Origin of the sequence: Bacteroides finegoldii DSM 17565 (assembly GCF_000156195.1) — a bacterium.
GTDB classification, from domain to species: domain Bacteria; phylum Bacteroidota; class Bacteroidia; order Bacteroidales; family Bacteroidaceae; genus Bacteroides; species Bacteroides finegoldii.
In genome coordinates this window covers 157,615-183,462 of record NZ_GG688324.1, presented here as the reverse complement: position 1 = coordinate 183,462, position 25,848 = coordinate 157,615, and the positions used below count along the sequence as shown (strand labels likewise).

Sequence of the window (25,848 nt, the reverse complement as noted above, 5' to 3'; positions counted from 1 at the left end):
TTTTTTATTTGGGTTCGTCTTTATCTCACACTAGCTGGAAGTTGAATATATAGCACTCTATGTATTACAATAAATTGATTGCCGATAACTCCTTTGATAAAGCCTGAATACCTTTTTGTATTTTTTCAAGTTGTTGCCTGCGAGGCTTATGCACTCCGGCAGCATAATGCCATAATTGCCGTTCATTAATACCCGTAATCCGACTCAATGCAGCTTTAGTGAAGATGTTGCTATAATAGTTTATAAATGTAGCAGCATCAATCTTGAATTTTAATTCAAACTCTCCGGACAATACTTCACAGGGATTGGAATTATCTTCCAAATACAATTCAATCGCCTCTCGCATGTTGTCCTCAATCTCTCTCATGTCATTGCCAACAGTGATAACCGGAGCATCTTCAATATAAGCACTCAAGTTCTTTCCTGCGTGTTCCACAATTACTTCTACTGTTTTCATATCTCCTCCTATATTAAATTACAGAAAACAAGGGGGCTACTTTAGCCCCGCTTGTTTCAAAATGCTGTAATAAGTGCCTTTCTCAACGCCTTTGCTATTATGATTCGGTACAATAACTACCCTACCGTTCTTCTCAAACTTCATGTGGCTACCTTTCTGACCTTTTAGAACAAAACCGTTTTCCAGCAACATAGTTACAACGTCTTTAACTGATTTGTAACTCATAACGCTTTGGACTTAATTACTGCACAAATATAGTAATTATATGAACACTACCAAAAGAAGTATTCATATTTTCACTATGATTTCTTCCTAATACCCCGGATTCTGTTTCAACCTCTCATTCATCACCCGTATTTTCTCCGGTATAGGGAATACAGTTGTATATCCACTTGCCTCATCCGGTAGTTGCGGACGGCTGCTGTAAGCTCTTGTAAACTTCCCGAAGCGGACTAAGTCCTGTCGCCTCCATCCTTCCCAAGCCAGTTCCAGCTGACGTTCGGCAAGGATATTCTCTAAAGTGGCAGTGCGGGGAGAAGCGTTGACACGGCTACGAACTTCATTGAGTTCTTCATCTCCGTTTGCTCCGTTCCGGACTTTCGCTTCACTCTTCATCAACAAAGCGTCTGCATAGCGGAACAATACAATGTCATTCTCCATCAACTTACCGTCTTTTGTGGCAGTCGGGTCGACTTCATACTTTTTCATGCGGGCTCCTGCGGTTTGTTCGTATGGGGTATCTGTTATATCCAGAGATACTTTCCAGGGTAGATATTCCAGTACCGTTCCATTATCCAGTTTGATTATGTTTCCTTTCAGGTCGTGGACAGTTCCTGCAAAATAGCAAATATCAAAACGGGGATCTTGTTCCGCGGTTTCATAACCGAAAGCTTCGAGGGCTTCAATGGTGGCGCTGGGACCGTTCTCACCGCTTAGTCCGTAAGCCTTGGCGTGATTATAGTGGCGGGAACGGAAGAGATATTGCATCTGGTTGGTGTACAGAGTTTTATTCATCGGGATAGTGAAGACATTCTCTACGGACGGTTCGTTGAATATAGAGAAATTCGTTTCGTATTCCGGTTCCAGTTTGTAGCCCATAGTCTTGAGTTGGTCACAATAGTAGATGACTGTTTCCCAGGCATTTAGTTCGCAGCCGTTCACTGTGAACTTTATATTTTTTCCATCCGGGCGTTGTCCGTCCGTCCAATCATTGTCTGTATAAACTTCGGAGTTCAAAGCCAGTTTGGCCAGTAGGAAAGTTACCACGGGGCGAGTGATACGGCCATAGTAAGGGCCGGACTGGTTGCTATGTGCATCGCTCAACAAAGGAGCCGCCTCTTGCAATTCCTTGACAACAAAGTCAAAGACCGTTTTCCGTTCACTTTGCACTACATCTTTCATTGCTACGGAAGAGGATTGAACTAGCGGGATGCGTCCGAACAAATCCATCAGGTAATAATAATACATAGCCCGCATGGCACGTACTTCGGCACGGTATGTCGGCAGTTCCGTAGCGGAATGAGTTTCGGCGAATTTGTCTATCCGTTCCAGTGATTTGTTACTTAACATGACGACTTTATAGAGATATTCCCATGTAGCCTGAATGGCATCATTCTCTATTCCCCAATCGTGCAGGTAAAGTCCTTGCCAAAAACCACCGTCATACCAGTCACCTCCACGGGTGGGGATAATGGCTTCGTCGGAGGTAAAGGTGTTCAGGTCGTAGACTCCCCTACCCGTTCCCTGCAATCCCTGACTATCACTATAACCGCCTACGTATGTATAAAGCGAAGCTACTGCATTGAGATATACTTCCGAGATTGTATTGTAAACGTCATCTTCGGGTAACTTATCTTTCGGATTTTCCTCCAAAAACTTACTACATGAGAATAAACCCAGGCACATTGCCAGAAAGAATCCTAACCGACTTTTATTTTTCATATATTGTTTCATCATCTCCTCCTCCATTAAAAGTTAATACTCAATCCCAGTGTATACGTCCGCGCCAACGGATATCCCCGTTTATCATCCACGCCTAAAGTGGAGTTCACCGTTGAACTGTTAATCATAGGTGAAAGTCCCGAATAACCGGAAATAGTTGCCAGGTTGTTGACTGTAAATGCCAGACGCAGGGAACGGACATATTTCTTCAGTTTCTGTACTTTCTCAATCGGCACGTTCCAACCCAGCGTCACATAGTCGAAGTTGACATAATCTCCCTTTTCCAACCAATAGTCGGTGGCGGTTTGATCCTTGATGTTCTGTTTCGGGGCTTTCTTCATTACGTTATAGTCGGGAAATATATTCATGTTCATATAGGTCAGGGAGGTTCCGTTGTAAATTTTATGTCCGAAAGCTCCGTTAACCTGCAAAGACAGGTCGAAACGCTTGTAGCGGAAACTGATGTTGGAGCCAAGAATCGTTTTAGGTACGGCTTGTCCTGCCACGTAGCGGTCTTCACCATCTTCAAGGCTGACACCTCCGCCATTCAGATCGGCGATGCCATAGGTGTATCCGCCGTTTCCGTCGGATTCCAGTCCCGTACTATGGGGAAGATAGAACACGCCCAACGGTTGACCCACCATCTGATATACGATGTGGTTGTATCCTCCGTGAAAGCCGGCTCCATCGAGGCTGGCAAGACTTTTATATTCGGGAGCAGAAAGCATTTCGCCGTTGTACATACCGCTTAATGAGAGCAGTTTGTTGCGCTGGAAAGTGATATTGGCATTGATATTCAGCTCCATATCCTTGATCTTCAAGGGGGTGATGCCGATGGCGATTTCCGTACCCCAGTTGCGCATGGAACCGATGTTGGCAAGTAAGGTGTTATAGGTGAAAGGCGGTACGCTTACGTTGTAAAGGTAAAGCATGTCTGTGGTTCGAGAGTTGTAATAGTTGGCGGAAAGCAGCAGGCGGTTGCCGAAGAGAGCTACGTCGATACCGGTATTAAAGGTATGTTTCACTTCCCATTTCAGGTCGGGATTCGTGTTCCGTAAGTCTCCTAAAGATACGACGGCGGAGTTTCCGACGGGGACTACACCGTTCGGCTTTACAAGGTTCAATGTAGTGTATGAGTTAATCCCACTCTGATTACCTGCCAGACCGTAGCCAATACGGAATTTCAGATTATCCACCATCGGCAACTGCTTCATAAATTCTTCTTCACTAATCACCCATGCGGCAGATGCGGAGGGGAAGAATCCCCATTTGTGGTTCGCCCCGAATTTGGAGGAAGCATCTGTACGGGCGTTCAGCGTCAGTACGTAGCGGTCGGCGTATGTATAGTTGAAACGTCCCATGAAGGATGCCAGACGGGGTTGGTCGTAGTAAGAATTAGTGCCTTCCCACAAACGGAGTGCGCCTGCCTGAAGATTATTATACCCGAATTTGTCGGTGCTGAAATTGCTTACTGTTGTATAATATCCCGTGTAGGTTTCTTTTTGAAGTTCGGCAAGTGCCAACACGTCAAAGAAATGTTTTTTCCAGTTTTTCTTATAGGTCAGCATCATGTTGCCCAGCAAGGATTCTCGCTTTTTGGTTCCTTTGTAAGCCTGGCCGTTCGCCCAGACGGAGGTGGGGAGGTATTGCGAATTTTCCACGATATTATAGGTATAGGCACCGAAGAGGTTAAGTTTCAGCCCTTCCAGTAGATTGAAAGTCAGACGGGCATGCGTGCTGATGTGCGAAGTGGCATCATCGTCCTGCACTTCCATCCATGCCAATGGATTGGTGATTTGACTGGCGGTTGTTATTCCATCCCAAGAATTGGTGACGGGGTCTTTATGGTTGGGATAGGTGGGGTTGAATGTGGCTGCCGAATAGAACGTTTTCTGATAATCCACCAGATTATGATTCTTCTGAATGGAACCGAACATTCCCAGCTCGCAGTTCAGGAAGCCGTCGAACATTTTCTGATTCATGTTCATATTCGAAGTGAAGTTTTTCATGTCTTCATTCAGAATCACTCCCTGACGATCCATGAAACCAAGAGAAACGCGATAGCTGGACTCACTGGAACCGCCATAAAAGGCGATGTGATGGTTTTGTTGTAGTCCTGTCTGTTCAATTTCTTTCTGAAAATCGGTATTATTTCCTTTGTCCAGAATGGAAATCCCGCGTTCCGAAGCGACACGGCGGTACTCATCGCCGGACAGCATTTTCAGATTCTTGTAGACGGTGGAAATTCCGAAGCTACCGTTGTAGGCTACCTGTGTTCTGCCGCTCATTCCTTTTTTAGTGGTGACCTCGATCACACCGGAAGCTCCTCGTGAACCGTATTGTGCGGTTTCGGAAGCGTCTTTCAGAATGGTGAAGCTCTCAATATCCGTAGGGTAAATGGAGGTGAGCATACTCAAGTCACCAAATACTCCGTCGACGATTATCAAAGGGTCATTGCCACTGGTCAGTGAGGTAGTTCCCCGCAGGCGTACTGCATCCAAGGCTGCCGGACCATTTGACCCGCGTTGGATAGTCAAGCCCGGCACACGTCCGCGGATTGCTTCCAAAGGGTTCGTTATCTGGTCCTTATTCATCTGTGTCTCCGTAATCTTCTCTACGGAACCGGAGAGGGTTTTCAAACTTCCGGTGGCATATCCAACTGTTATCAATGAGTCTATGGGCGTGGTAACGGGTATCTCCTGAGCGAATATACCACTACACGAAGCCGACAAAAGAAGAGTGAGCAATGTTAGTTTACCGTGTCGTCGTATCATAATTGTTAGTTTTTAAGGTAATACTATAAATATAACAAAAAAAGAAGGAATCTGGTTGAGTGGATTCCTTCTTTTTTTATTTTTGGGACACGGAGTACCTCACGGTTATTTCACGGATTATTTCACGATTATCTCATCTGTGAATATCCAGCCTCCGAATTCTTTTCCGGCTTGAGCCTGATAGCGAATGTATCTTCCTGTAGCATTCCCCTTCCATGAGATGTCCGTAAATTGGATAGGAATTTCTTTGGTGACTTCAAAAGTCCGGTGTTCCAATTCCGTAAAATTGGTTCCATCGTCAGAGACAGAGATTGTGACAGACTCAGGCAAAAACACCTCCGCACCCGTCACTTGCATGAAAGCAGCAGTAACGGAATGAATAGGAGTAACAGTTTCCATATCGATTATCACATCTAACCGGTCACCGTCAATAAATCCCTGCCAACAACGGTCTCCATACGTCCAATCGCCACGTATGCCGTCCGTTAGAGCGGTATTGCCCTGTGCCGGATAATGGGGACTATACGATGAATTGTATATTACCTTCTTACTCAATGCCAGATGGGCAACAGGTTTTACGGATTCCGGACGACTGCCAATCTCATTCTTCAAATCGAAAGGATGATACCCCTTTGCCTGTAACTCTCTCACCGCTTTCAAGGCGCGGGCATGGAAATCCCGCCATGACTTACGCTCGGGAGCAGACCAAGCCACTTCCGCCAATGCGAGGATACGGGGATACATCATATATTCAACCTGTTCGGGAGTGGGAATATATTCCACCCATAAGTTACCCTGCACACCGTAAACAAGTTTAGCCTGCTCTGTAGTCAGGGAAACGGAAACCGGATCGTACGAATACACTTTCTTCAATGGCAGATATCCGCCGATAGCTTCCGGCTGTGAATAGGGTGCATCCTGATAACTGTCCAGATAACAATAAGCGCCGGGTGTCATGACAGCCCGATGACCGGAGGTTATGGCAGCAATCCCACCTTCTTCTCCACGCCAGGACATAACAGTAGCATTGGGAGCTATACCTCCTTGCAAGATCTCGTCCCATCCCAGCAAATGACGGCCGTGGGCATTGAGGAACTTCTCAATGCGGTGTATCAGGTAACTTTGCAGTTCATCTACATTGGCAAGATGTTCATCTTTCATTCTCTTTTGACACTTCGGGCACGTTTTCCATGCCGACTTGCCAGCCTCATCACCACCGATATGGATATATTCTGACGGAAAAAGTTCCATGACTTCGGTCAGCACATTTTCGAGAAAGGTAAAGGTTTCTTCATTACCGACACAGAAGTCCGAATTCTTGTACGGCTCGCCCGAACAGGACAGTTGCGGATAAGCAGCCAGCACTTCTTCCGAATGGGAAGGCATTTCTATTTCAGGGATGACCGTCATATAATGCTGACGGGCGTATTCAAGTATCTCACAAATGTCTTTCTGAGTATAATAACCGCCGGAAGCTCCGGGTTCATTGAAGCGAACGTATTCGCGTCCACCGTTCCACCATTTCTTCCAGTTCGGTTCCGTACGCCAAGCGGCAAAGTCAGTGAGCAAAGGATATTTCCTTATCTCAATGCGCCAGCCTGCCGCATCAGTCAGATGCAGATGAAGCCGGTTTATTTTATAAAAAGCCAATGCGTCTATCTGCTTCTTCACAAATTCTTTGGAGAAGAAATGGCGGGAAACATCGAGCATAAAACCACGATAAGCAAAACGAGGAGTATCCTCTATTTCAACGGATGCGACGGAATAGCCCGTGCCCGAAGGGGTAAGCAACTGTAATAGCGTCTGCATTCCGTAGAATAATCCGGCTCCGGAAGTTGAACAGATAATGATTCGTCGGGGAGTGACGGACAGTGTGTAACTTTCCGGAGAGGGCAACCGGTCATTCTTTTCGGTTATCAGCAGTGAAAGTACTTGGCGTACGTCCTTTTTCGAACCTTTCTTCAACGAAACAGGAAGTGCTTGCAGACAGTTCTCCCAAAGTCTCGCTTCTTCCCCCTCTAAGTTTGTATAAAGCTTTGTCTTTTCTGATAGAAAAAAGTAGTCCGCACCCTGCTCCATTTTCAATGGAACAGGAATTACGGACTGTGCTTTGATGGGATGCACCGCAAGGCACATCCCTAATATCCATAAGAAAAGACAAACTTTAGCGTATCTATTTCTTATATTCATTAATCAATACTGATTTCGTCTACAAACAAGAAACTGTTTTTACCTTTTCCACCATGCCATGCCGGCATTGATTTCTCCGGTGATGCAATAACTCTTACATACTGCGTTTTCACCGGAGTAAAGGTCAACTTATGATCATAGACACCGTCTTTATCATCTTCTTTCATTTCCGGATATTCTTCGGAAGCAACTTTAGTAAAGTTCTTTCCGTCATCCGAAACTTCTACGGTCACAGTTCTCGCATCGAATACCCAATCGCCTTTGGCCACACAAGTAGAGATGGACACGCTTGAAATCTCTACGGGTTGTTGGAGATCAATCGTCATATCCATGTCATTCCCGTTGAAAGCAATCCAACGGCCGGATTTGTAACTACTGTTTCCTTTCAGACCGTCTATCAATGTAGCAGCTCCCTTGAACATGTATTGTTCATTGATTTTCTGATTGGCAACAATCGGCTTCATGCTAGATTTGCTGAAATCAATTTTCTCGGTAAGCACCTTGCTGTCTCCTAAAGGACGAATAGCTTTGGCAGACAAAGTTGCATTTTCCTTGACTTTCAACACGCCTTCATACAAAGGAGAAGCAACGGTAGGTTCCGTACCGTCCAAAGTATAATGAATAGGGGACTTATCAATAGTAGATAACATAATATCCAATGCCCCTTCTGTCGGATTCGGTTCAAATTGGACCTGCACCTCAAAGACGTGTTTAGCATAATTATATCCTTCGGCTTCATACCATTTGATTAACTGAGGAAGCCGAGACAGGAAGTCTGCATAATTCTTCTTATCGGGATTCGTCCACTGAACTTCACACAAAGCAGCCCAACGGGGCAATACCATATATTGCGCATGCGGGAATGTAGCGATATATTCGGTCCAAAGATTAGCTTGTACCCCTTTTATACATTGCTGTTCCTCCGGAGTAAGAGAAGCTGGCATAGGCTCGTAGCTGTATACTCTTTCCATCGGCAGATAACCTCCGATACCGAAAGGTTCATTTTCGATATCTTTAGACTGATAGTAGTCGAAATATAAATAAGTATTCGGAGTCATGATGACATCGTGTTTCTGCTTGGCGGCTTCAATACCTCCTTTTTCGCCGCGCCATGACATCACAGTGGCATTCGGAGCAAGTCCGCCTTCAAGGATTTCATCCCAACCGATAATCTGGCGTCCGTGAGCATTGAGGAATTTCTCGATATGATTGATAATGAAACTCTGCAAACGTTCTTCTTTAGAGTGTTCCTTATCCGATTTCAAGCCCAATGCCTTGGCACGTGCCTGGCACTTCAGACATTGTTCCCATCTTACTTTCGGACATTCGTCACCACCCACATGGATATATTCCGACGGGAAGATTTCAATCAATTCTCCATATACATCCTCGAGGAATTTCAATACCTGATCATTTCCGGCACAAAGCACGTCTTCGGATACTCCCCACTGTCTCCATACTTCGTACGGACCACCGGTACAACCCAGTTCAGGGTAAGCGGCAAGGGCAGCTTGCATATGTCCCGGAAGATCTATTTCAGGAACAACGGTTATGTAACGTTCTGCAGCATATTCTACAATTTCTTTTGCCTGTTTCTGCGTATAAAATCCACCGTAAGGTTTACCGTCATACTCACCGGAGTTGCGTCCGATGACGGTTTCCGTTCTATTGGAACCGATTTCTGTCAGCTTCGGGTATTTCTTGATTTCCAGACGCCACCCCTGGTCGTCCGTGATATGCCAATGCAAACGATTCATGTTGTGCAATGCCTGCATATCGATGTAAGTCTTTATTTCATCTACCGTGAAAAAATGACGGCTGGTATCAAAATGGGCGCCACGATAACCAAAACGGGGAGCGTCTTTGATTTCTACGGCCGGGAGGGCTATATTTGCTCCCACAGCAATAGGCAAAGATTTACGCAAAGACTGGATACCATAAAATACTCCGGCTTCCGTAGAACCGGTAATGGTTACTCCGTCACCGGCAACTTTCAGCTGATAGGCTTCCGGATTCTCATTTTCTGTTCCCAAAGCCAGGATAATGACATTTTTTCCTTCTGTTCCGGCCTCAATGGTAAAGTCTTCTCCCGTAGCCGTCTTCAGATAGTCGGCCAGGAATTTCGCATTGCGCTGCATCTTCTCGTTTCCTTCCGGATAGAGAATCTTTACTCCGCTTTTCAGGATAAAGGGGGCTCCCTGCTCTACAACGATTTCCTGAGGCAAAGGAATTACCTGATAATTAGCTTCTTGCTGAACTGACTGGCAAGAAGCAAAAAGCCCTGCCACCGCCAAGCATCTGGTTAAATTCAACAGTTGTTTCATAAATTAAAAAATTAAGTGTTAAGTTATTAATAAATTTATGGAGTCAAAGATATTATTTTTCTGCCATATTTCACATTTTCCATCATATTCCACGGATAATTTAACAAAATATATTAATCAGGTAAAACACAATAACCCACCAAAAATAGCTTTCTTCATAATATAATTATCTTATTCTTTAATAATATCTGTAAGCTTCACTGCTTGAAATGTCATGTGTGCTACACTACTTTCGTATAAAATGCCTATAGTTTCTTTATCAATCATAGTCAGACAGCTATACCCCCATCCCGAATCTTCATCCAATAAAAGTTGATGTTCCGGCAGCCAAGTAAGTCCTTTATCCAAACTTGCCTTTATTGTAATATGGTCACGTCCTTTTACTGTATTCGGATTTGAAAATAGAAGGATGTCTTTGTTCAACACATTATCCAGTGCTTTGACATTCAGCAAGCTGGCCATACATACGGGCTCATTAAGTGCTTTACGTGAAGAAGCGTGTTCGGTCCAGCTCTTGCCCAAATCTTTTGTAATGGATACCGCCCGGCTACCTCCTCTGTTATCACGCATATTCAACATCAAAACTCCTGGTTCTATTTCTACAACTTGGGCTTCTGTGGTATTGGTACGGGCCATGTTATGCATCTTCCATGTCTTACCTTGATCCTTACTATACATAATTCCGGCATTAGGGATACGTGTCGAATCTATAAACTGGGTCGGAAAAACCAATGTACCGTCACTCATCGTTATTCCCCGTCCCGGTCCTTGAAGTAGAAAGTACCAGGATGGATCTTTCACCTGCTCCGTTATATTGATTGGTTCCGACCACGTTTTACCATCGTCAGTACTCTTTACCATCATCAATTGTGCTGTATGATTCATATCCATTCCCGGATGTGAACTCCACCACGCACGCTGATTACCCATACCATGTGTCCATGCAGCAACTATCCATACAGTATTTGTCTTTGTGTCTACCAGAATAGAAGGATCCCCTACCCCATTTTGGGCTTTTGGCAAACCACCATACTCACCAAATGAAAGAGGAAGACGCATTTTTTCCCATGTCTTTCCTCCATCTGTACTACGGCTCAACCCAACATCAACATATTCTTGCAAATCAACGCTACTATTATAACGAACATCATATACTCCTAACAAAGTTCCTTTATTCGTAGTCACCAATCCCGGAATACGGAAAGCTGCCGATCCGTCATCTCCTGCGTGACGTACGCCGATAGCCATTCGATGAGAGATGTTCTTAGGAGAAAGATATTTACAAGTCAAATCTCTGCCATCTACTTTTACCGCACATAGTTCAGAGTTTATTCGGGTATATAAAGAAGTCCCTTTTTTCATCTGCAAGCTAATCCAAAAAAAATTTACGCCTGGAAATAATTTATAATTACTCTTAAGTACTACTTTATTGGAAGGTCTCACTACTTCCGCACATTTCACCGAATACGACGGATTGGCAGATAAGGTAGTTCCCGGATGAAAACTGGATATATATTCTACAGGAGCCATACACTTTTTATTTCTATGCTGCAATGCCTCCGTGCCTCCATAATAGAGTTTTACTGACTGGATATCGTGCTGTGGCGTGCTTTTGCTGAAATCTAATACGACTTCATTCAGAAACTTACTTTCTTCAGCATCCAAACGAATATAAAACAAAACATTGTCTTGCCGTTCTATCAGAATGGGGATTTGTGTTTCACGGATAAAAACTGTATCTGAAGCTCGGACAGTATCTGAAGCTTGAACACTAAAGAAAAATCCTAATAAAATAAAGAGGAGAAAATAATGATTTCTTTTCATAATGGGGTTATTAGTTAGTTTAACGCGGTAAAGATAGGATTTTTCTTATACAAATTAAGCTTTTTCTTTAAAATACAATATGAGAGCCACAAACTTTCTCTCTATTACCAAGTTCTGGTAGGACTTGTTAATACTTTGACCACCATTTTGGCTCTTGTCATCATTGATAAAGTTGGTCGTAAGAAGCTGGTTTATTACGGAGTTTCGGGAATGGTTGTCTCTTTGATTCTCATCGGCCTTTATTTCCTCTTTGGAGATTCCCTGAATGTCTCAAGCCTCTTCCTTCTTGTTTTCTTCCTGTTCTATGTATTCTGTTGTGCCGTGTCTATCTGCGCTGTAGTGTTCGTGCTTCTCTCGGAGATGTATCCCACCAAAGTTCGCGGGCTGGCCATGTCAATAGCAGGATTCGCTCTCTGGATCGGAACGTACCTGATCGGACAGTTAACCCCCTGGATGCTCCAAAACCTTACCCCCGCCGGAACATTCTTCCTGTTCGCCGTCATGTGCGTACCGTATATGCTGATTGTCTGGAAACTCGTGCCGGAGACCACCGGGAAGTCGCTGGAGGAGATTGAAAGATATTGGACCCGTTCGGAATAGTAAAACAAAAAAGACCTTAATAACTTAATAATAAAAGATGTATGGATTTTAAGAAACTGGCAAATCAATACAAGGATGAACTCTTGGATAATGTTCTTCCTTTCTGGCTTGAAAACTCTCAAGACAAAGAGTTTGGCGGCTATTTCACCTGTTTGGACCGTGAAGGAAAAGTTTTCGATACGGATAAGTTTATCTGGTTGCAAGGCCGCGAGGTGTGGATGTTTTCCATGCTTTACAATAAAGTGGAAAAACGTAAGGAATGGCTGGATTGTGCCGTTCAAGGTGGTGAATTTTTAAAAAAATATGGACATAATGGAGACTATAACTGGTATTTTTCCCTTGACCGTTCGGGTAGACCATTGGTAGAACCATACAATATCTTTTCATATACATTCGCTGCCATGGCTTTCGGTCAGCTAAGTCTTGCTACCGGCAATCAGGAATATGCAGACATTGCCAGGAAAACCTTCGATATCATCCTGTCTAAAGTGGATAATCCGAAAGGCAAATGGAACAAACTTCACCTGGGAACCCGCAATTTGAAGAACTTTGCCCTGCCGATGATTCTTTGCAATCTTGCTATGGAAATAGAGCATATTTTAGGGAAAGATTACCTAGAACAGGCTATGGATACCTGCATCCATGAAGTGATGGACGTCTTTTTTCGCCCCGAACTTGGTGGAATCATTGTTGAGAATGTAGATGTGAATGGTAATCTAATAGATTGCTTTGAAGGACGGCAGATTACCCCTGGTCACGCGATTGAAGCCATGTGGTTTATCATGGATTTGGGGAAACGCCTAAACCGTCCGGAGTTAATCGAAAAGGCTAAGAACATCACTCTTACGATGCTTGAATATGGTTGGGATAAAGAATATGGAGGTATCTATTATTTCATGGATCGTGATGGCTATCCACCACAACAGTTGGAATGGGACCAGAAACTTTGGTGGGTGCATATCGAGACGCTTATTTCTTTATTAAAAGGATATCAATTTGCAGGAGACAAACAGTGCCTGGAATGGTTCGAAAAGGTGCACAACTATACTTGGGAACACTTCAAGGATCAGGAACACCCTGAATGGTTTGGTTATCTGAACCGCCGCGGTGAAGTGTTACTTTCATTAAAAGGAGGAAAATGGAAAGGCTGTTTCCACGTACCTAGAGGCTTGTATCAGTGCTGGAAAACATTGGAAGCAATTAGTCAAAAATAAAGAATAATGAATAAATTAAGAATTATATCAATCCTATTTTTTTGTCTGTTCTTATTCTCTTGTGGAGTGAAGAAGGAGAAGATTGTGTGTTATGGCGATGCACATAGCAATCTGGCTCAGTTGTTGACAGATGAGGGATATCAATTACATTTCTGTACTTCTGTAACAGAGGCTCTTCGGATAGCTTCAGAGCAGGCTCCGGTTTTATTGCTTTGTCCTTCTTATCCAGAACAGGGTACAGTGGTGACAAGCGAGGATTTAGCCTTGATTCAATCGAAGTCTCTGCGTGTTTTCATGGACTTTCCTCAGCAGATCGGTGAACATTTGTGTGTAAAGACGGATACCATGGAACTGGAGCGGATAGTGGTTTGTGATTCACTAACTCCTCAACTTCCTTCTATGGCTTTGATGGCTTTTCACCGATGCGTGTTGAAGGAATTGGATTTAACACCTGATAGTACGTATTTGGTAGCTGCTAGGGTAGCAGGTTTTGATAAAGCGGTATATGGCTTGGCCAATACACCGGTCCATCCATTGTTGTATCAGCAGAATAATCAGTTGATGGTAGCTGCTACTAGTATCAGTAATTTTGCAGTTTGTCGTTATCTTCCTGAGCAGCGTGTGCAGTCTATGTTTGAATATATTATGAACTGGTTGCTGCATAAAGAAGGTGTAACATTTTCTTCTTGGTTGACATATGTGTCACCATCCTATACTGCTACCGAGCCGTTACCAGAGGAGGCTGGAAAACAAAGTATTGCTAAGGGAGTGGAATGGTATTATAATGGTCACTTCTTGGTGCATCCTTCTTGGAAAAAAGATTGGGCAGATCAGTATATGGGTGATGGTTTGATGCCGGTTGGTCCTGAATTGCCAGCTGACATGCCTGATGGTGATGGTTCGTTGGGTGTATTGGAAGGGCATATGTCAGGTATTAAATATGACGGTGCGCAGATGTATCGTTACTGGATGCGTGATGATGTTCAAGGAGAAACTTCGTTCGCTTTTGCTGCTGCCGGTACATTACTGGATAATTCACAATATACAAAGGTAGCTGCCAATTTACTCGACTATTCATTCACTGAATATAGAGATTCAGTACGCAATGATCCAAAATCCCCATCATATGGTCTATTAGGATGGGCTTATACACATAAAGGCACTTATTATGGCGATGATAATGCCCGTTCATTATTAGGTTCTATCGCTTCATCAGCATTGATGAATAACCCTAAATGGGATAAGCAAATTGTTGAGGGCATTGTAGGTAATTTCCGTACTACGGGATTAAATGGATTTAGAGGACAAAATATTCTTGAGTCTGATTTACAGAAACGCGGATGGAAATCATACTATAATGCTAACCTGGTAAATCTGCATGCTCACTTTGAGGCTTGGAATTGGGCTTGCTATCTTTGGCTTTATAATCAAACACATTATCAGCCACTGCTTGAACGTGTGAAACGTGGAATAACTATGATGATGGAAGGATATCCGGAACAGTGGTCGTGGACTAATGGAATTCAACAAGAACGTGCCCGTATGATTCTGCCGCTAGCATGGCTCTATCGGGTGGAACCAACAGAGGAACACTTGGATTGGCTGCATTTTATGACAAATGAACTTCTTAGAAATCAAGTGCCTTGTGGAGGTATTCGCGAAGAACTGGGTGATGAGTCAAAAAGTCTTTTTGGACGTACTCCTTCCAATGCGGAATATGGCAACAACGAAGCACCACTAATTTTTGACAATGGCGATCCGGTTGCTGATATGCTTTATACAACAAACTTTGCCTTTGTGGGTCTGTGTGAAGCAGCTAAGGCAACTCAGGATGCTACTTACATAAAGGCTGTAAATCAAATGCGCGATTTTTTGATTCGTATTCAAGTACGTAGTGATAAATTCAAGAGCATAGATGGTGCATGGTTCAGGGCTTTCAATTACGAAGATTGGAATTATTGGGCTTCGAATGCTGATGCCGGATGGGGGGTATGGAGCACTCTTACCGGATGGATTCAGAGTTGGATTGTGGGTACACAGTTTGTTCTTGAAGAAGATTCATCATTATGGGATATTGCTAACCAAAAAGATGTTTCTACTGTTGCCACTAAAGTAATTGAGGAAATGATAACACGCCAACTTTAAATAAAATATATACATATTATTAATAAACTTCTAACTTATGAAACACAAAGCTATGCAAAAAGGTCGTTTTTGTTCTATGAGAATATTATTCTTCTCATTAACAATACTTTTTGTATGCGCATCGAATAGTTATGCGCAAAGTACAGTCAATGGAGTCGTCATAGATGCGACAGGGTTGCCGTTACCCGGAGTCAGTGTGACCGTAAAGGGGAGCGCAACGGGCACAACTACTGATCTTAATGGTCATTTTACCTTGAATGCACCCAGGTCTGCTACATTAGTACTATCATATATAGGTATGATAACACAAGAGGTAAAAGTTAACAGCCGTTCTATGATCAATGTTACCCTTCAAGAAGACATTAATAGCCTCGACGAGGTGGTAGTAGTCGGTTATGGTACTCAGAAAAAGATCCATCTTACAGGATCAATATCTTCGGTATCTTCTAAAGAATTATTGAAGTCAACAACAAGCAACGTTTCGCAAGCCTTGGTCGGCAAGTTGCCGGGATTGATATCTCAACAAGCCACCGGAGCCCCGGGAGCTGATGATGTTTCATTGTTGGTTCGTGGACATTCTACATATAATGGAGGTGATGGCCCCCTTATTCTGGTAGATGGTGTAGAACGAAGCATGGCGTATATCAATCCCAATGAAGTGGAATCAGTTACTATATTAAAAGATGCCGCCTCGTGTGCTGTGTATGGAATGAAAGCTGCTGCAGGTGTAATATTGGTCACTACCAAACGAGGAACAGAGGGCAAAACTGCCATTAATTATAAAGGGTCGCTCACTTTGTCACATGCTACTACGCTACCCAAGTTTATGAATGGTACACACTATATGCAGTGGTATAACTATGCTCGTCGCATGGATGGTGAGAAAGCCTACTTTACCGATGAAGAAATTGCCATGACTACCAATGGAGATCCTACCGATGGCTTTGAAAATACCGATTGGCAGGAACCTATTTATCGTACTACTTTAATGCATCAGCACAATCTTTCTATCAGTGGTGGCAACGAGAAAACCCGTTACTTCCTCAGTGGCGGATTTATGAAACAGAATGGCTTCATTAAAGGTTTTGAGCTGGAACGTGGTAACTTTCGTTCGAATATCGATACGCAAGTAACCAAAGATATCAGTGTGTCACTTAACGTGGCCGGTAAAATTAACGACTATTATCAGCCAGGTGGCGACAGTTATGAGAATCAAACGACGAATAATGTGGTGGGGGTATTGCTTTATGCCGCTCCGTTTGTTCCACTCGAATATGAAGGGATGCCGACATCTGGTTATCGTGGTGCTTCCAATCCTGAGTATGCAGCTGGACATTCGGGCTATAGTAAAACGCGCACCATGCGTCTGGAGACATCGGCCAAGATAGAATACTCTTTCCCCTTCCTCAAAGGTTTGAAAGCTGGTATGTTTGTGGGTTGGGACTGGCAAGATCGTGATTCACGCAGCTTCAAATACTCTTACGAATTAATGCTTTATAAACCCGAGTCCAAGAAATATGTACGTCAATATGCTTCTAATCTGCAGCCAACAGGGGGGATGTCAGTCGGTGACGAGAAAGAACAGCAAGTAGTATTACGCCCTTCTATCTCATACAACCAAAAGTTTGGTTTACATGATGTAGGTGCACTATTCCTTTATGAACAGACTGAGCGTAAAGGAAATACGCTGACAGGCTATCGCTCCGATTTCGCACTTCTCGATATTGACGAGTTACCCTTTGGCTCTACTATTCATCCCACCGATGGTAACTTTTCCAGCAGCATCCGCCAGGGCTATGCCGGTTATGTTGGTCGTTTCAACTATGCTTATAATAACCGTTATTTGGCTGAATTTACTTTCCGGTACGATGGCTCTTATCACTTTAAAAAGGGTAATCGCTGGGGATTCTTCCCATCGGCTTCATTGGGCTGGGTTGCTTCTGAAGAGGATTTTTTCAAAGAACTCTTTCCTCAAGTGGAACGCTTCAAGTTAAGAGCCTCTTTCGGTATCTTAGGTAGCGACAATGTTGATCCTTTCCTCTATCGCAAACAGTACGCATGGGCCAAAAACAGTACAGTTTTCGGTACTACTCCACAAGCGGTGAATACTCTGTATAATAAAGTATCTTACCCGATGGAGAATCTTACTTGGGAAAAATGTCGTTCTATCAACGTTGGTTTCGAACTTTCGGCATGGAATGGTCTTTTGGGCATTGAGTTCGATGTTTTCTACAAATATACTTACGATATCCTTCGTTCCATTGGCGGTGTATATCCTCCTTCGCTGGGAGGCCATTATCCGAGTATTGAAAACAGTGGTACATTTGATAACCGTGGATTCGAGATGACAGTAAAACACCGTAATCACATTGGCAAATTCAATTACAGCTTGAATGGTAACCTTTCGTTTGCCCGCAATAAAATACTGCGTATGACGCAGGCTGACAATACTAAACCTTGGCAGAACCGTCTGGGAACATCGGTAGGGTCCATTTGGGGGTTGAAATCGCTAGGTCTGTATCAGACACAAGCCGAGATTGACGCAGCTCCATTACCCATCAGCGAAACTCCCCGATTGGGTGACATCCGTTACCTTGATTATAATGGTGATGGACTCATTAGCTGGGACGATGAGGTAAAGATTGCACGCCCCACCACGCCTGAGATGATGTTCTCGTTGATGGCCGACGCCAACTGGAAAGGGTTCGACCTCTCTGTTCAGTTGCAAGGTGCTGCCTTGTGCGACAAGTTGCTTTGTGGCGAATGGAACAACGGTGCACGTGACCAGACTCCACTTACGCGCCCTTTCTATGCCGGATGGGATAACGCGCCTTACTACTTGGTGGAGAACAGCTGGCGTCCTGACAATACCAATGCTGAATATCCGCGTCTCAGTACAGTAGCTTATGCTAATAATGCGCAGGTATCTGACTTCTGGAAGCGTAATGGTGCTTACGTACGCCTCAAGAATGTGACTTTGGGATACACCTTGCCACAGTCATGGGTAAAGAAATCCGGTATCAGCAATCTTCGTCTGTTTGCCAGCGGCCACAACCTTTTTACTCTCACCGAGTTTAAGTACCTCGACCCAGAGTCGGCCAATGTCATTCAAGGTTACTATCCGCAGCAACGCACCTTTACGTTTGGTGTAGACGTAACGTTCTAAACCCTATGTACAACATCTAATAAAATAAATTAGCATGAAAACAAAAAATCTATTACTGGGATTGGCTCTGTCGACCCTCACATTGCAATCGTGTAATGTGCTCGATATCGATCCTACTGACACTTATAGCGAATCTACAGCCTATGCTTCTATAAAGAACCTGGATCTTTATGTCAAAAGTTTCTATAACGTGTTTTATAGCAATGCCGATATCAATGTGGGAGCTAATCTGGCCATGGACGATGGTGTGAGTGACCTCATTAAATATTCTTGGTTCAATGTAGCTGAGGGTAGCGTGAACAAACTTTTTTATTACGACAATATGATGAGTCCTGATGCTAATTATCGCTCTAATTGGGATGACATGTACGAGCAGATTCGCCGGTTTAATGAGTATTTTTACGATGTTCATAGTGGCTTTGCTGATAATTTGGATTCCGATCAGTTAGCCATTCGAACTGCCGAAGTTCGTTTTATGCGTGCTTTTGCTTATCAAGAGCTGGTATTGCGTCATGGCGGTGTAATCCTGCGTATCAACGAAGATCGAGTGGATGATCATAACCAGCGTGCAAAAGCTCGTTCGTCAGAAGAAGATTGCTGGACTTTTATCCTTGACGAATATGAAAAAGCAGCCCAAATCCTACCGGAAGAATGGACAGGATCGGAGGCAGGCCGCCTTACAAAGGGGGCTGCTTATGGCATGAAAGCCCGTGCCGCTCTCTATGCCAAGCGTTGGCAGGATGCTGTTAATGCAGCATTAGAGGTAGAAAAGCTGGAGAAAAAGGGTGTATATCAACTACTTTCAGGAACTTCTAAGGACAGCTATATGCAAATTTTCAATACTGTGAATAATAAGGAGTTAATTTTGCCTGTCTATTTTCAACAGAAGACTAAGCAACACATGTTTAATCATTTCTTCTGCCCACCCTATGACACAGAAAAAGCAGGCTTACAACCTGGTACGTTGGGCGCAGCCGCTACGCCTACCGATGAGTATGCTTCTGCATTTGATATCAAGGTAGGTAAGGACTGGAAATCGTTTGATTGGACTCATTTGAATGAATATTCCGAAGGACCATGGGGAAACCGCGACCCACGTTTCTATGCTTCTATTCTCTATAATGGTGCCAATTGGACAGGACGTCAACTTGAACTTTACGTAGGTGGTAAAGACGGATACATGGATTTCTCTACATCGGCAAGCCAGGACTATGTGCGCACTAGTACCACCGGTTATATCTTCCGTAAATTTATGGATGAAAGCGACAATATCAACTACGTAGACATTGAAAGTACATCCTACTGGATTGAGATGCGTTATGCCGAGATTGTTCTTATCCTTTCCGAGGCCTATGCCCGTTTGGATAAGTTTAAGGAAGCTTACGACTATCTCAACAAAATTCGTACTCGTGTGGGATTGCCTATTTTAGCTCAGCAGTCTACCTGGGACAATTATCTTGAAGATCTCTCGAAGGAACGGGTATGTGAATTGGGACTCGAAGGACATCGTTGGTATGATCTTGTTCGTTGGGATATTGCTCAAAAGGTACTCAATGGGCAACGACTGCATGGTATCAAAATTGAAAAAACCGGTTCAAGCTTTCTTTATACCCGTGTAGAATGTGACACGCAGGATCGTAAGTTCCCCAAGAAATATAATATTTTCCCGATACCTTCCAGCGAGCTTCGAAATAACATAATGTGTGAGCAAACTCCTAGTTGGAAATAATTATGGTTACCATCTAAATAAGTAGATAATATGAAACTAAAACATATCATAAATGGCTTTTGGGCTTTCTCGTTCTGCCTGACGGGATGTGTTGACCCTGACGATTTGGTGAGAACCGAAAGTGAAATCACCGATCAACTCATCATTACCGGACGATTTGCAGGTAATGAGAACACTGAGTATGAAACCGTTATCGATCGTGCCAACGGTACTGCTGTAGTACAGACTCCCTACTACATCTCAGATACAGAACCTATTCAAGGAGATATTACCCGTATGCGACTCAAAGCTACACTTCCTGTGGGTGCCCGTTTTGATCCCCCTTTATCGGGTATTCACAATTTGAAAGAAGGATTCTCTTCTACCTTAATTGAAGCCGATGGTTCCAAGAAGAACTACACTTTTACAGCTATTTATAAAAAATCGGAACGTGCTAATATCATTAAGGTCGAACTAGCCAATGTACGTGCTCAGATTGTAGTGGCTGATCCTGTTGAAGAGGGTAAAAAAGGACAAATTATTATCTATAAGACCTCGTCAAGTATCGACGGAGAATTGCAAAATGCACTTATCACCATTGCTCCATGGGCGACTATTGAATCGGATGCTTACGATCCTGTGACAAAAATCCTCGATTTGAGTGTGATGCCTACTGTTACTATCATTGCACAGGATGGTGTTAAGAAGACGGTATACGAAACAGTGTACAAAACTCCTGAGTTCGTGGAATATGGTGTGGGTTATGTGGCCGGACTCTTTGGTTTCCAGACTTTGAAAGAAAATTCGCATGGGTTTGAAGTGGGTGCCAATCGTACTATGGCTGTAGTAGATGATTATCTCATCCTTAGTAATAGCAATAATTTCGTCAACATGCCGGTGTTTAACCGATATAACGGCAAGTTGCTTGATCAGGTGAAAGTGAATGTGACCGGTATACCATCTAATCGCATCATACGTGCTATTACCTCCGATGATAATGGACACATGGTAGCCATGGCTTACGTGAGTACCCGTACAGGAAGCTATGCCACTCCTTATACGGATGTTAATGTATGGGTATGGAAAAATGGTATAGAGAACACTCCCACATTGATACTTGATAAACCTTTCAGTGATCCAGTTTTCGATCAGGCACCTATGGGAGTTAACTGGAACTATAATATTGATATGGGTAGTTCTATTCACATCACAGGTGACATTACTAGTGGAAAAGCTGTACTCACCACTACGTCTCCTTTCTCATACCGTATGGTATTTATCAGCTTTGTCGATGGCATAATGAGTGGCAAGGCGCATGTTGAATTTGCTAATGTGAGTGGTGCACGTGTAGAAGACTATACGAAGATCCTTACAACTAATACGGAGAAACCTTTCAGCTACATATCTACACCAGCCAATGAAACTAATATGGTGATTTGTGCTCCTGTTGGTGATAGTGCAGACAGAGCTTTTGCTTTTACTGTTCCCGATTCACATTATTGGGGGTGGCAAGGATTCACTAAAGGTATCGATTATGTTGATTTTAACGGCGCGAGATTGTTAGCTGTTCAGAATGGTTCGGGTTCCTTCAATGGACCACAACGCCTTTATGTAGCTGACATCACCAAAAATCCCAATGCTAATTCTATGAGTAATGGCTTCATCTTCGATTCACAGCAAGGCAATACAATAGGAAATGCAGATGTGCCGGGCGGCGTACCGGGGTCAGGTTATACAGCTACGGGATATACCTCTCCTTGGGCGTTCGATGGAGTGAGCAGTGTGCTTGGTGAGAATATTCCTTGTACAGGTGATGTAATTTTTGCCAAAAGTCAGGACGGACTGGCCGTACAGGTATATATGCTTACTACCGATCATGGCTTGATAGCTTTCGAACTCACAAAGTTCAAAGGCCTGTAAACGGTACCTAATGTTATTTTTAATTCCATTTAAACGATATTCAAACGATTATTTAAACATAATAAAACAATGAATAAGAAACGTATGAAAAAGATTGTTCTTACCTTTGTATCACTACTGATGGGAGGCTTATGCTCAGTATTAGTAGCTTGTTCCGATGAGGAACATACCGTTCCTATTTTCCCAGAAGACGGCAGTGGAGAAATTGAAATTAAGCCCGACCAAAAATACGATTGGGAAATCAACCGTCAGTCAATCTTGGCTAATACCGATATGGTACTTTTTTACTCGGGTGGTGACCAACGCCCCATTTGGACGCAGGAACGCGCCCAACCTTATATTACTTATGTAGACGAACAAAACACTTCACACTGGTTCTTTGATAGCTTCCTTATGCTTGAAATCCTCAATACTTCCGACAATTGGCAGACGGTGAGAGAGTATACCAAGGGTATGCGCTATGAATCAGCCACCAAGGCTGAGTGGATGAAACTCATCGATTGTTATTTCAATTCAGAAACTGGTATTGCAGCTATCGAAGCCGGTGTAAAGAAAGCAATGATTACCATTGGGGCGCCTGTGTACAAACGCCAGGTAATAATTGGCATTCCTGAGCCTATTGACGTACAGAATGAATTGGTGCCAGGTTCGTCGAGTGTATATTGGGGTGAGATTGATAATGTGTCGCTCGACTTCTCCAAACCTGCTGACCGTGTGAAGGCTTGTAAGTGGTTCATCGATCAAGTACGTGCCCGTTTCAACGAGAAGGGGTATCAATATGTCGACTTAGCTGGATTCTATTGGATTGCCGAGGATGCTTCACATACCGGAAATATCATTACCCCCATTGCCAACTATCTGAACGAACTGAAATATAGTTTCAACTGGATTCCATTCTTCAATTCCGATGGCCACGAGTCTTGGAAAGAACTGGGATTTCACTATGCTTACTACCAGCCCAACTACTATTTTGACGATAAAATACCTCTTACACGTCTTGATGAAGCCTGCAAAGAAGCTTTGCGTTGCAATATGCAGATGGAGATGGAGTTCGAGGACGATGTGTTGGCAGCTCACGGTAAAGCTTACCGTTTGGAAAACTATATGGCAAAATTCAAGGAGTATGGTGTATGGGAAAAATGCCGCTTGGCTTACTATCAGAGTAATAGCGCATTGCTTACTTTGAAGTACTCTAGTGAGCCGGCTGATGTGGCTCTTTATCATAAGTTCTGCAAGTTTGTTATAGAACGCCCTATCCGTGATTCACATTAACAAGTAAATTTCACATTTGCAATCGAGGGTGTCCAAAGAAGGACACCCTTAAAATTCTTATACAAAACATTTTTCTCGCATTTGAATAGACGATATGCTTATGAACAATAAATACTTTTATCTTATACTACTTTTTTTTATGGTGAGTTGCCAAAGAAATCAAGATCCGGCCACAAATACACTTAGTGAAATGTGCGAACGTTTGTTTCCTCAACATGCTCATTCTTTCCAATTTCAACTTCTGACTGATTCTGTAGATATAGACCGCTTTACACTTGAGTCTGACAATGGGAAGATTCTGATTAAAGGAAACAACCGGAATTCATTGGCCGTAGGACTAAACCATTATTTGAAGTATTACTGTCAGACACATGTCTCTTGGTATGCTTCGGATAGTGTAGTAATGCCTGCTCAACTGCCTGAAGTAGAAACTCCTGTTATTTTACGTTCAAAGTGTAAGAATCGTTTCTTTCTTAATTATTGCACCTTTGGTTACTCTATGCCCTACTGGAAATGGAGTGATTGGGAACGACTTATTGACTGGATGGCTCTGAATGGAGTAACCATGCCGTTGGCTATCACAGGTCAAGAGTCTATATGGTATAAAGTATGGACGGAGATGGGACTGTCTGACGAGGAGGTTCGTACTTATTTTACAGGTCCGGCTCACCTTCCCTGGCATCGTATGTCAAACGTAGATTATTGGCAAAGTCCGTTACCTCAATCATGGTTGGCAGACCAAGAAAAACTACAGAAATTAATTCTAGAACGTGAACGGGCTTTTGATATGACTCCCATTCTACCAGCTTTTGCAGGACATGTTCCCGCTGAACTTAAAGAACTTTATCCGGAAGCTAAAATCTACACAATGAGTCAATGGGGAGGATACGATGAAAAGTATCGTAGTCACTTCATTGATCCCATGGATTCGCTTTATTCAGTCATTCAACATCGTTTTTTAGAGGAACAAACAAAAGTGTATGGCACTAACCACATTTATGGTATCGATCCTTTCAACGAAGTAGACTCACCCAACTGGAACGAGGAGTTTTTGTCCAATGTATCTGATAAAATCTATAAATCGATCCAAAGTGTGGATTCCGCTGCTCAATGGTTACAGATGACGTGGATGTTTTATCATGCCAAAGAGAAATGGACTCAACCCCGTATCAAATCCTTTTTAAATGCTGTTCCCCAAGATAAACTGATTTTACTTGATTATTATTGTGATTATACAGAAATATGGCGTGATACAGAGCAATACTACGGGAAACCTTATATTTGGTGTTATTTAGGAAATTTTGGTGGAAACACTTTTTTAGCTGGTGACCTGAATGATGTAGATTTTAAAATTGATCGACTTTTCAAAGAAGGAGGCGATAACGTATATGGTTTGGGAGTGACGCTTGAAGGTCTTGATGTAAATCCTTTAATGTATGAATTCGTTTTTGAACGTGCATGGGAAAATTCAATACCTGTCCACCAGTGGATTGCAAATTGGGCCCAATGCAGAGGGGGGAATGTAGATAATCATATTATTAAAGCATGGAAACAACTATATGAGAAGATCTATACCTCAGCAGCCCTTTGCGGACAAGCAGTATTGATGAATGCTCGTCCACAGTTAGAAGGCGTAGAAGGATGGAACACACTTCCCGGATACGATTATAAAAATATCGATTTGTGGGAAATTTGGAAGGAGTTGCTGAAAGCTGAAGGAGTATATCATTCTGAATATCATTTTGATGTAATTAATGTGGGAAGGCAAGTTTTAGGCAATCTTTTTGCTGACTATCGTGATAAGTTTGCCGATTGCTATCGGAAAAAAGATTTGGAAGGAACTAAGGTGTGGGGACAGCGTATGGACCAACTTTTGCTTGATGTAGATCGATTGCTCTGCTGCAGTCCTGTTCTCTCAATAGGTAAATGGATAAAAGATGCCAGAGATTTTGCAGTGAATGAACAAGAACAAAAATATTATGAAGAAAATGCACGGTGCATTCTTACGGTGTGGGGACAGAAAGATACCCAGCTTAACGATTATGCCAATAGAGGATGGGGAGGATTGACACGTACATTCTACAGAGAACGCTGGAAACGTTTCACAGAAGAAGTAATTGCCGCTATGACCAGGCATAAAAACTTTGATGAAGAGAAATTTCATCAGGATATTACACAGTTTGAGTATGAATGGACATTGAAAAATGAAGATTTTCCAATCACTTCTGGAGAAAATCCAATTTCTTTGGCTAAAGAACTAATATTGAAATATGATGATGACTTCCACTCATTATATCCGTAATTGTTAACTAA

At 43.0% G+C, this 25,848-nt stretch carries 15 protein-coding genes; 8 read left to right on the top strand and 7 right to left on the bottom strand.

The genetic code is table 11. The features are described from left to right. Positions 1 to 64: 64 nt before the first annotated feature. From BACFIN_RS09010 to BACFIN_RS09040, 7 genes are all read right to left on the bottom strand, one after another. Positions 65 to 457 carry a type II toxin-antitoxin system HicB family antitoxin gene (locus tag BACFIN_RS09010; RefSeq protein ID WP_004297896.1) on the bottom strand — a complete coding sequence of 131 codons (393 nt, stop codon included), beginning with the start codon at positions 455 to 457 and terminating at the stop codon, positions 65 to 67. 36 nt (positions 458 to 493) lie between these two features. After that, positions 494 to 682 (bottom strand): type II toxin-antitoxin system HicA family toxin, encoded by a 189-nt coding sequence (locus BACFIN_RS09015; RefSeq protein ID WP_007753884.1) that lies wholly within the window; start codon positions 680 to 682, stop codon positions 494 to 496. 87 nt (positions 683 to 769) lie between these two features. After that, positions 770 to 2,413 (bottom strand): RagB/SusD family nutrient uptake outer membrane protein, encoded by a 1,644-nt coding sequence (locus BACFIN_RS09020; RefSeq protein WP_374728459.1) that lies wholly within the window; start codon positions 2,411 to 2,413, stop codon positions 770 to 772. An 11-nt stretch (positions 2,414 to 2,424) separates the two neighbouring features. After that, positions 2,425 to 5,172, bottom strand: coding sequence for a SusC/RagA family TonB-linked outer membrane protein (locus tag BACFIN_RS09025; RefSeq protein ID WP_007753879.1), 2,748 nt, complete (start codon positions 5,170 to 5,172; stop codon positions 2,425 to 2,427). 117 nt (positions 5,173 to 5,289) lie between these two features. Next, complete coding sequence (locus BACFIN_RS09030; protein WP_007753878.1) at positions 5,290 to 7,362, bottom strand: glycoside hydrolase family 20 protein; 2,073 nt, start codon at positions 7,360 to 7,362, stop codon at positions 5,290 to 5,292. Further along, positions 7,362 to 9,686, bottom strand: coding sequence for a glycoside hydrolase family 20 protein (locus BACFIN_RS09035; RefSeq protein WP_007753876.1), 2,325 nt, complete (start codon positions 9,684 to 9,686; stop codon positions 7,362 to 7,364). Before BACFIN_RS09035 ends, BACFIN_RS09030 begins: the two co-directional genes overlap by 1 nt. Positions 9,687 to 9,857: 171 nt before the next feature. Beyond that, positions 9,858 to 11,510 (bottom strand): sialidase family protein, encoded by a 1,653-nt coding sequence (locus BACFIN_RS09040; protein ID WP_007753875.1) that lies wholly within the window; start codon positions 11,508 to 11,510, stop codon positions 9,858 to 9,860. A gap of 33 nt (positions 11,511 to 11,543) precedes the next feature. Here BACFIN_RS09040 and BACFIN_RS09045 point away from each other — a divergent pair, with 33 nt between their 5' ends. The 8 genes from BACFIN_RS09045 to BACFIN_RS09080 all read left to right on the top strand — a co-directional run bounded on the left by BACFIN_RS09045 (position 11,544) and on the right by BACFIN_RS09080 (position 25,837). Continuing rightward, complete coding sequence (locus tag BACFIN_RS09045) at positions 11,544 to 12,110, top strand: MFS transporter (protein WP_081449088.1); 567 nt, start codon at positions 11,544 to 11,546, stop codon at positions 12,108 to 12,110. Between the two features lie 41 nt (positions 12,111 to 12,151). Continuing rightward, the gene (locus BACFIN_RS09050; RefSeq protein ID WP_007753873.1) at positions 12,152 to 13,324 is read left to right on the top strand and encodes an AGE family epimerase/isomerase; all 1,173 of its coding nucleotides are present in this window, start codon (positions 12,152 to 12,154) and stop codon (positions 13,322 to 13,324) included. A 6-nt stretch (positions 13,325 to 13,330) separates the two neighbouring features. Next, on the top strand, positions 13,331 to 15,469 hold the full coding sequence (locus BACFIN_RS09055) for a hypothetical protein (RefSeq protein WP_007753872.1): 2,139 nt from the start codon (positions 13,331 to 13,333) through the stop codon (positions 15,467 to 15,469). 37 nt (positions 15,470 to 15,506) lie between these two features. Further along, entirely contained in the window at positions 15,507 to 18,635 is a 3,129-nt protein-coding gene (locus BACFIN_RS09060; RefSeq protein WP_007753871.1) for a SusC/RagA family TonB-linked outer membrane protein, read from the top strand. A gap of 34 nt (positions 18,636 to 18,669) precedes the next feature. Further along, positions 18,670 to 20,364, top strand: a complete 1,695-nt coding sequence (locus tag BACFIN_RS09065) for a RagB/SusD family nutrient uptake outer membrane protein (RefSeq protein WP_007753870.1) — start codon at positions 18,670 to 18,672, stop codon at positions 20,362 to 20,364. Between the two features lie 30 nt (positions 20,365 to 20,394). Beyond that, positions 20,395 to 22,263 (top strand): DUF5018 domain-containing protein, encoded by a 1,869-nt coding sequence (locus BACFIN_RS09070; RefSeq protein WP_007753866.1) that lies wholly within the window; start codon positions 20,395 to 20,397, stop codon positions 22,261 to 22,263. 84 nt (positions 22,264 to 22,347) lie between these two features. Then, on the top strand, positions 22,348 to 23,535 hold the full coding sequence (locus BACFIN_RS09075) for a DUF4855 domain-containing protein (RefSeq protein WP_229091165.1): 1,188 nt from the start codon (positions 22,348 to 22,350) through the stop codon (positions 23,533 to 23,535). Positions 23,536 to 23,635: 100 nt separating this feature from the next. Beyond that, on the top strand, positions 23,636 to 25,837 hold the full coding sequence (locus tag BACFIN_RS09080) for an alpha-N-acetylglucosaminidase (RefSeq protein ID WP_032839630.1): 2,202 nt from the start codon (positions 23,636 to 23,638) through the stop codon (positions 25,835 to 25,837). The last annotated feature ends 11 nt before the right edge of the window (positions 25,838 to 25,848 follow it).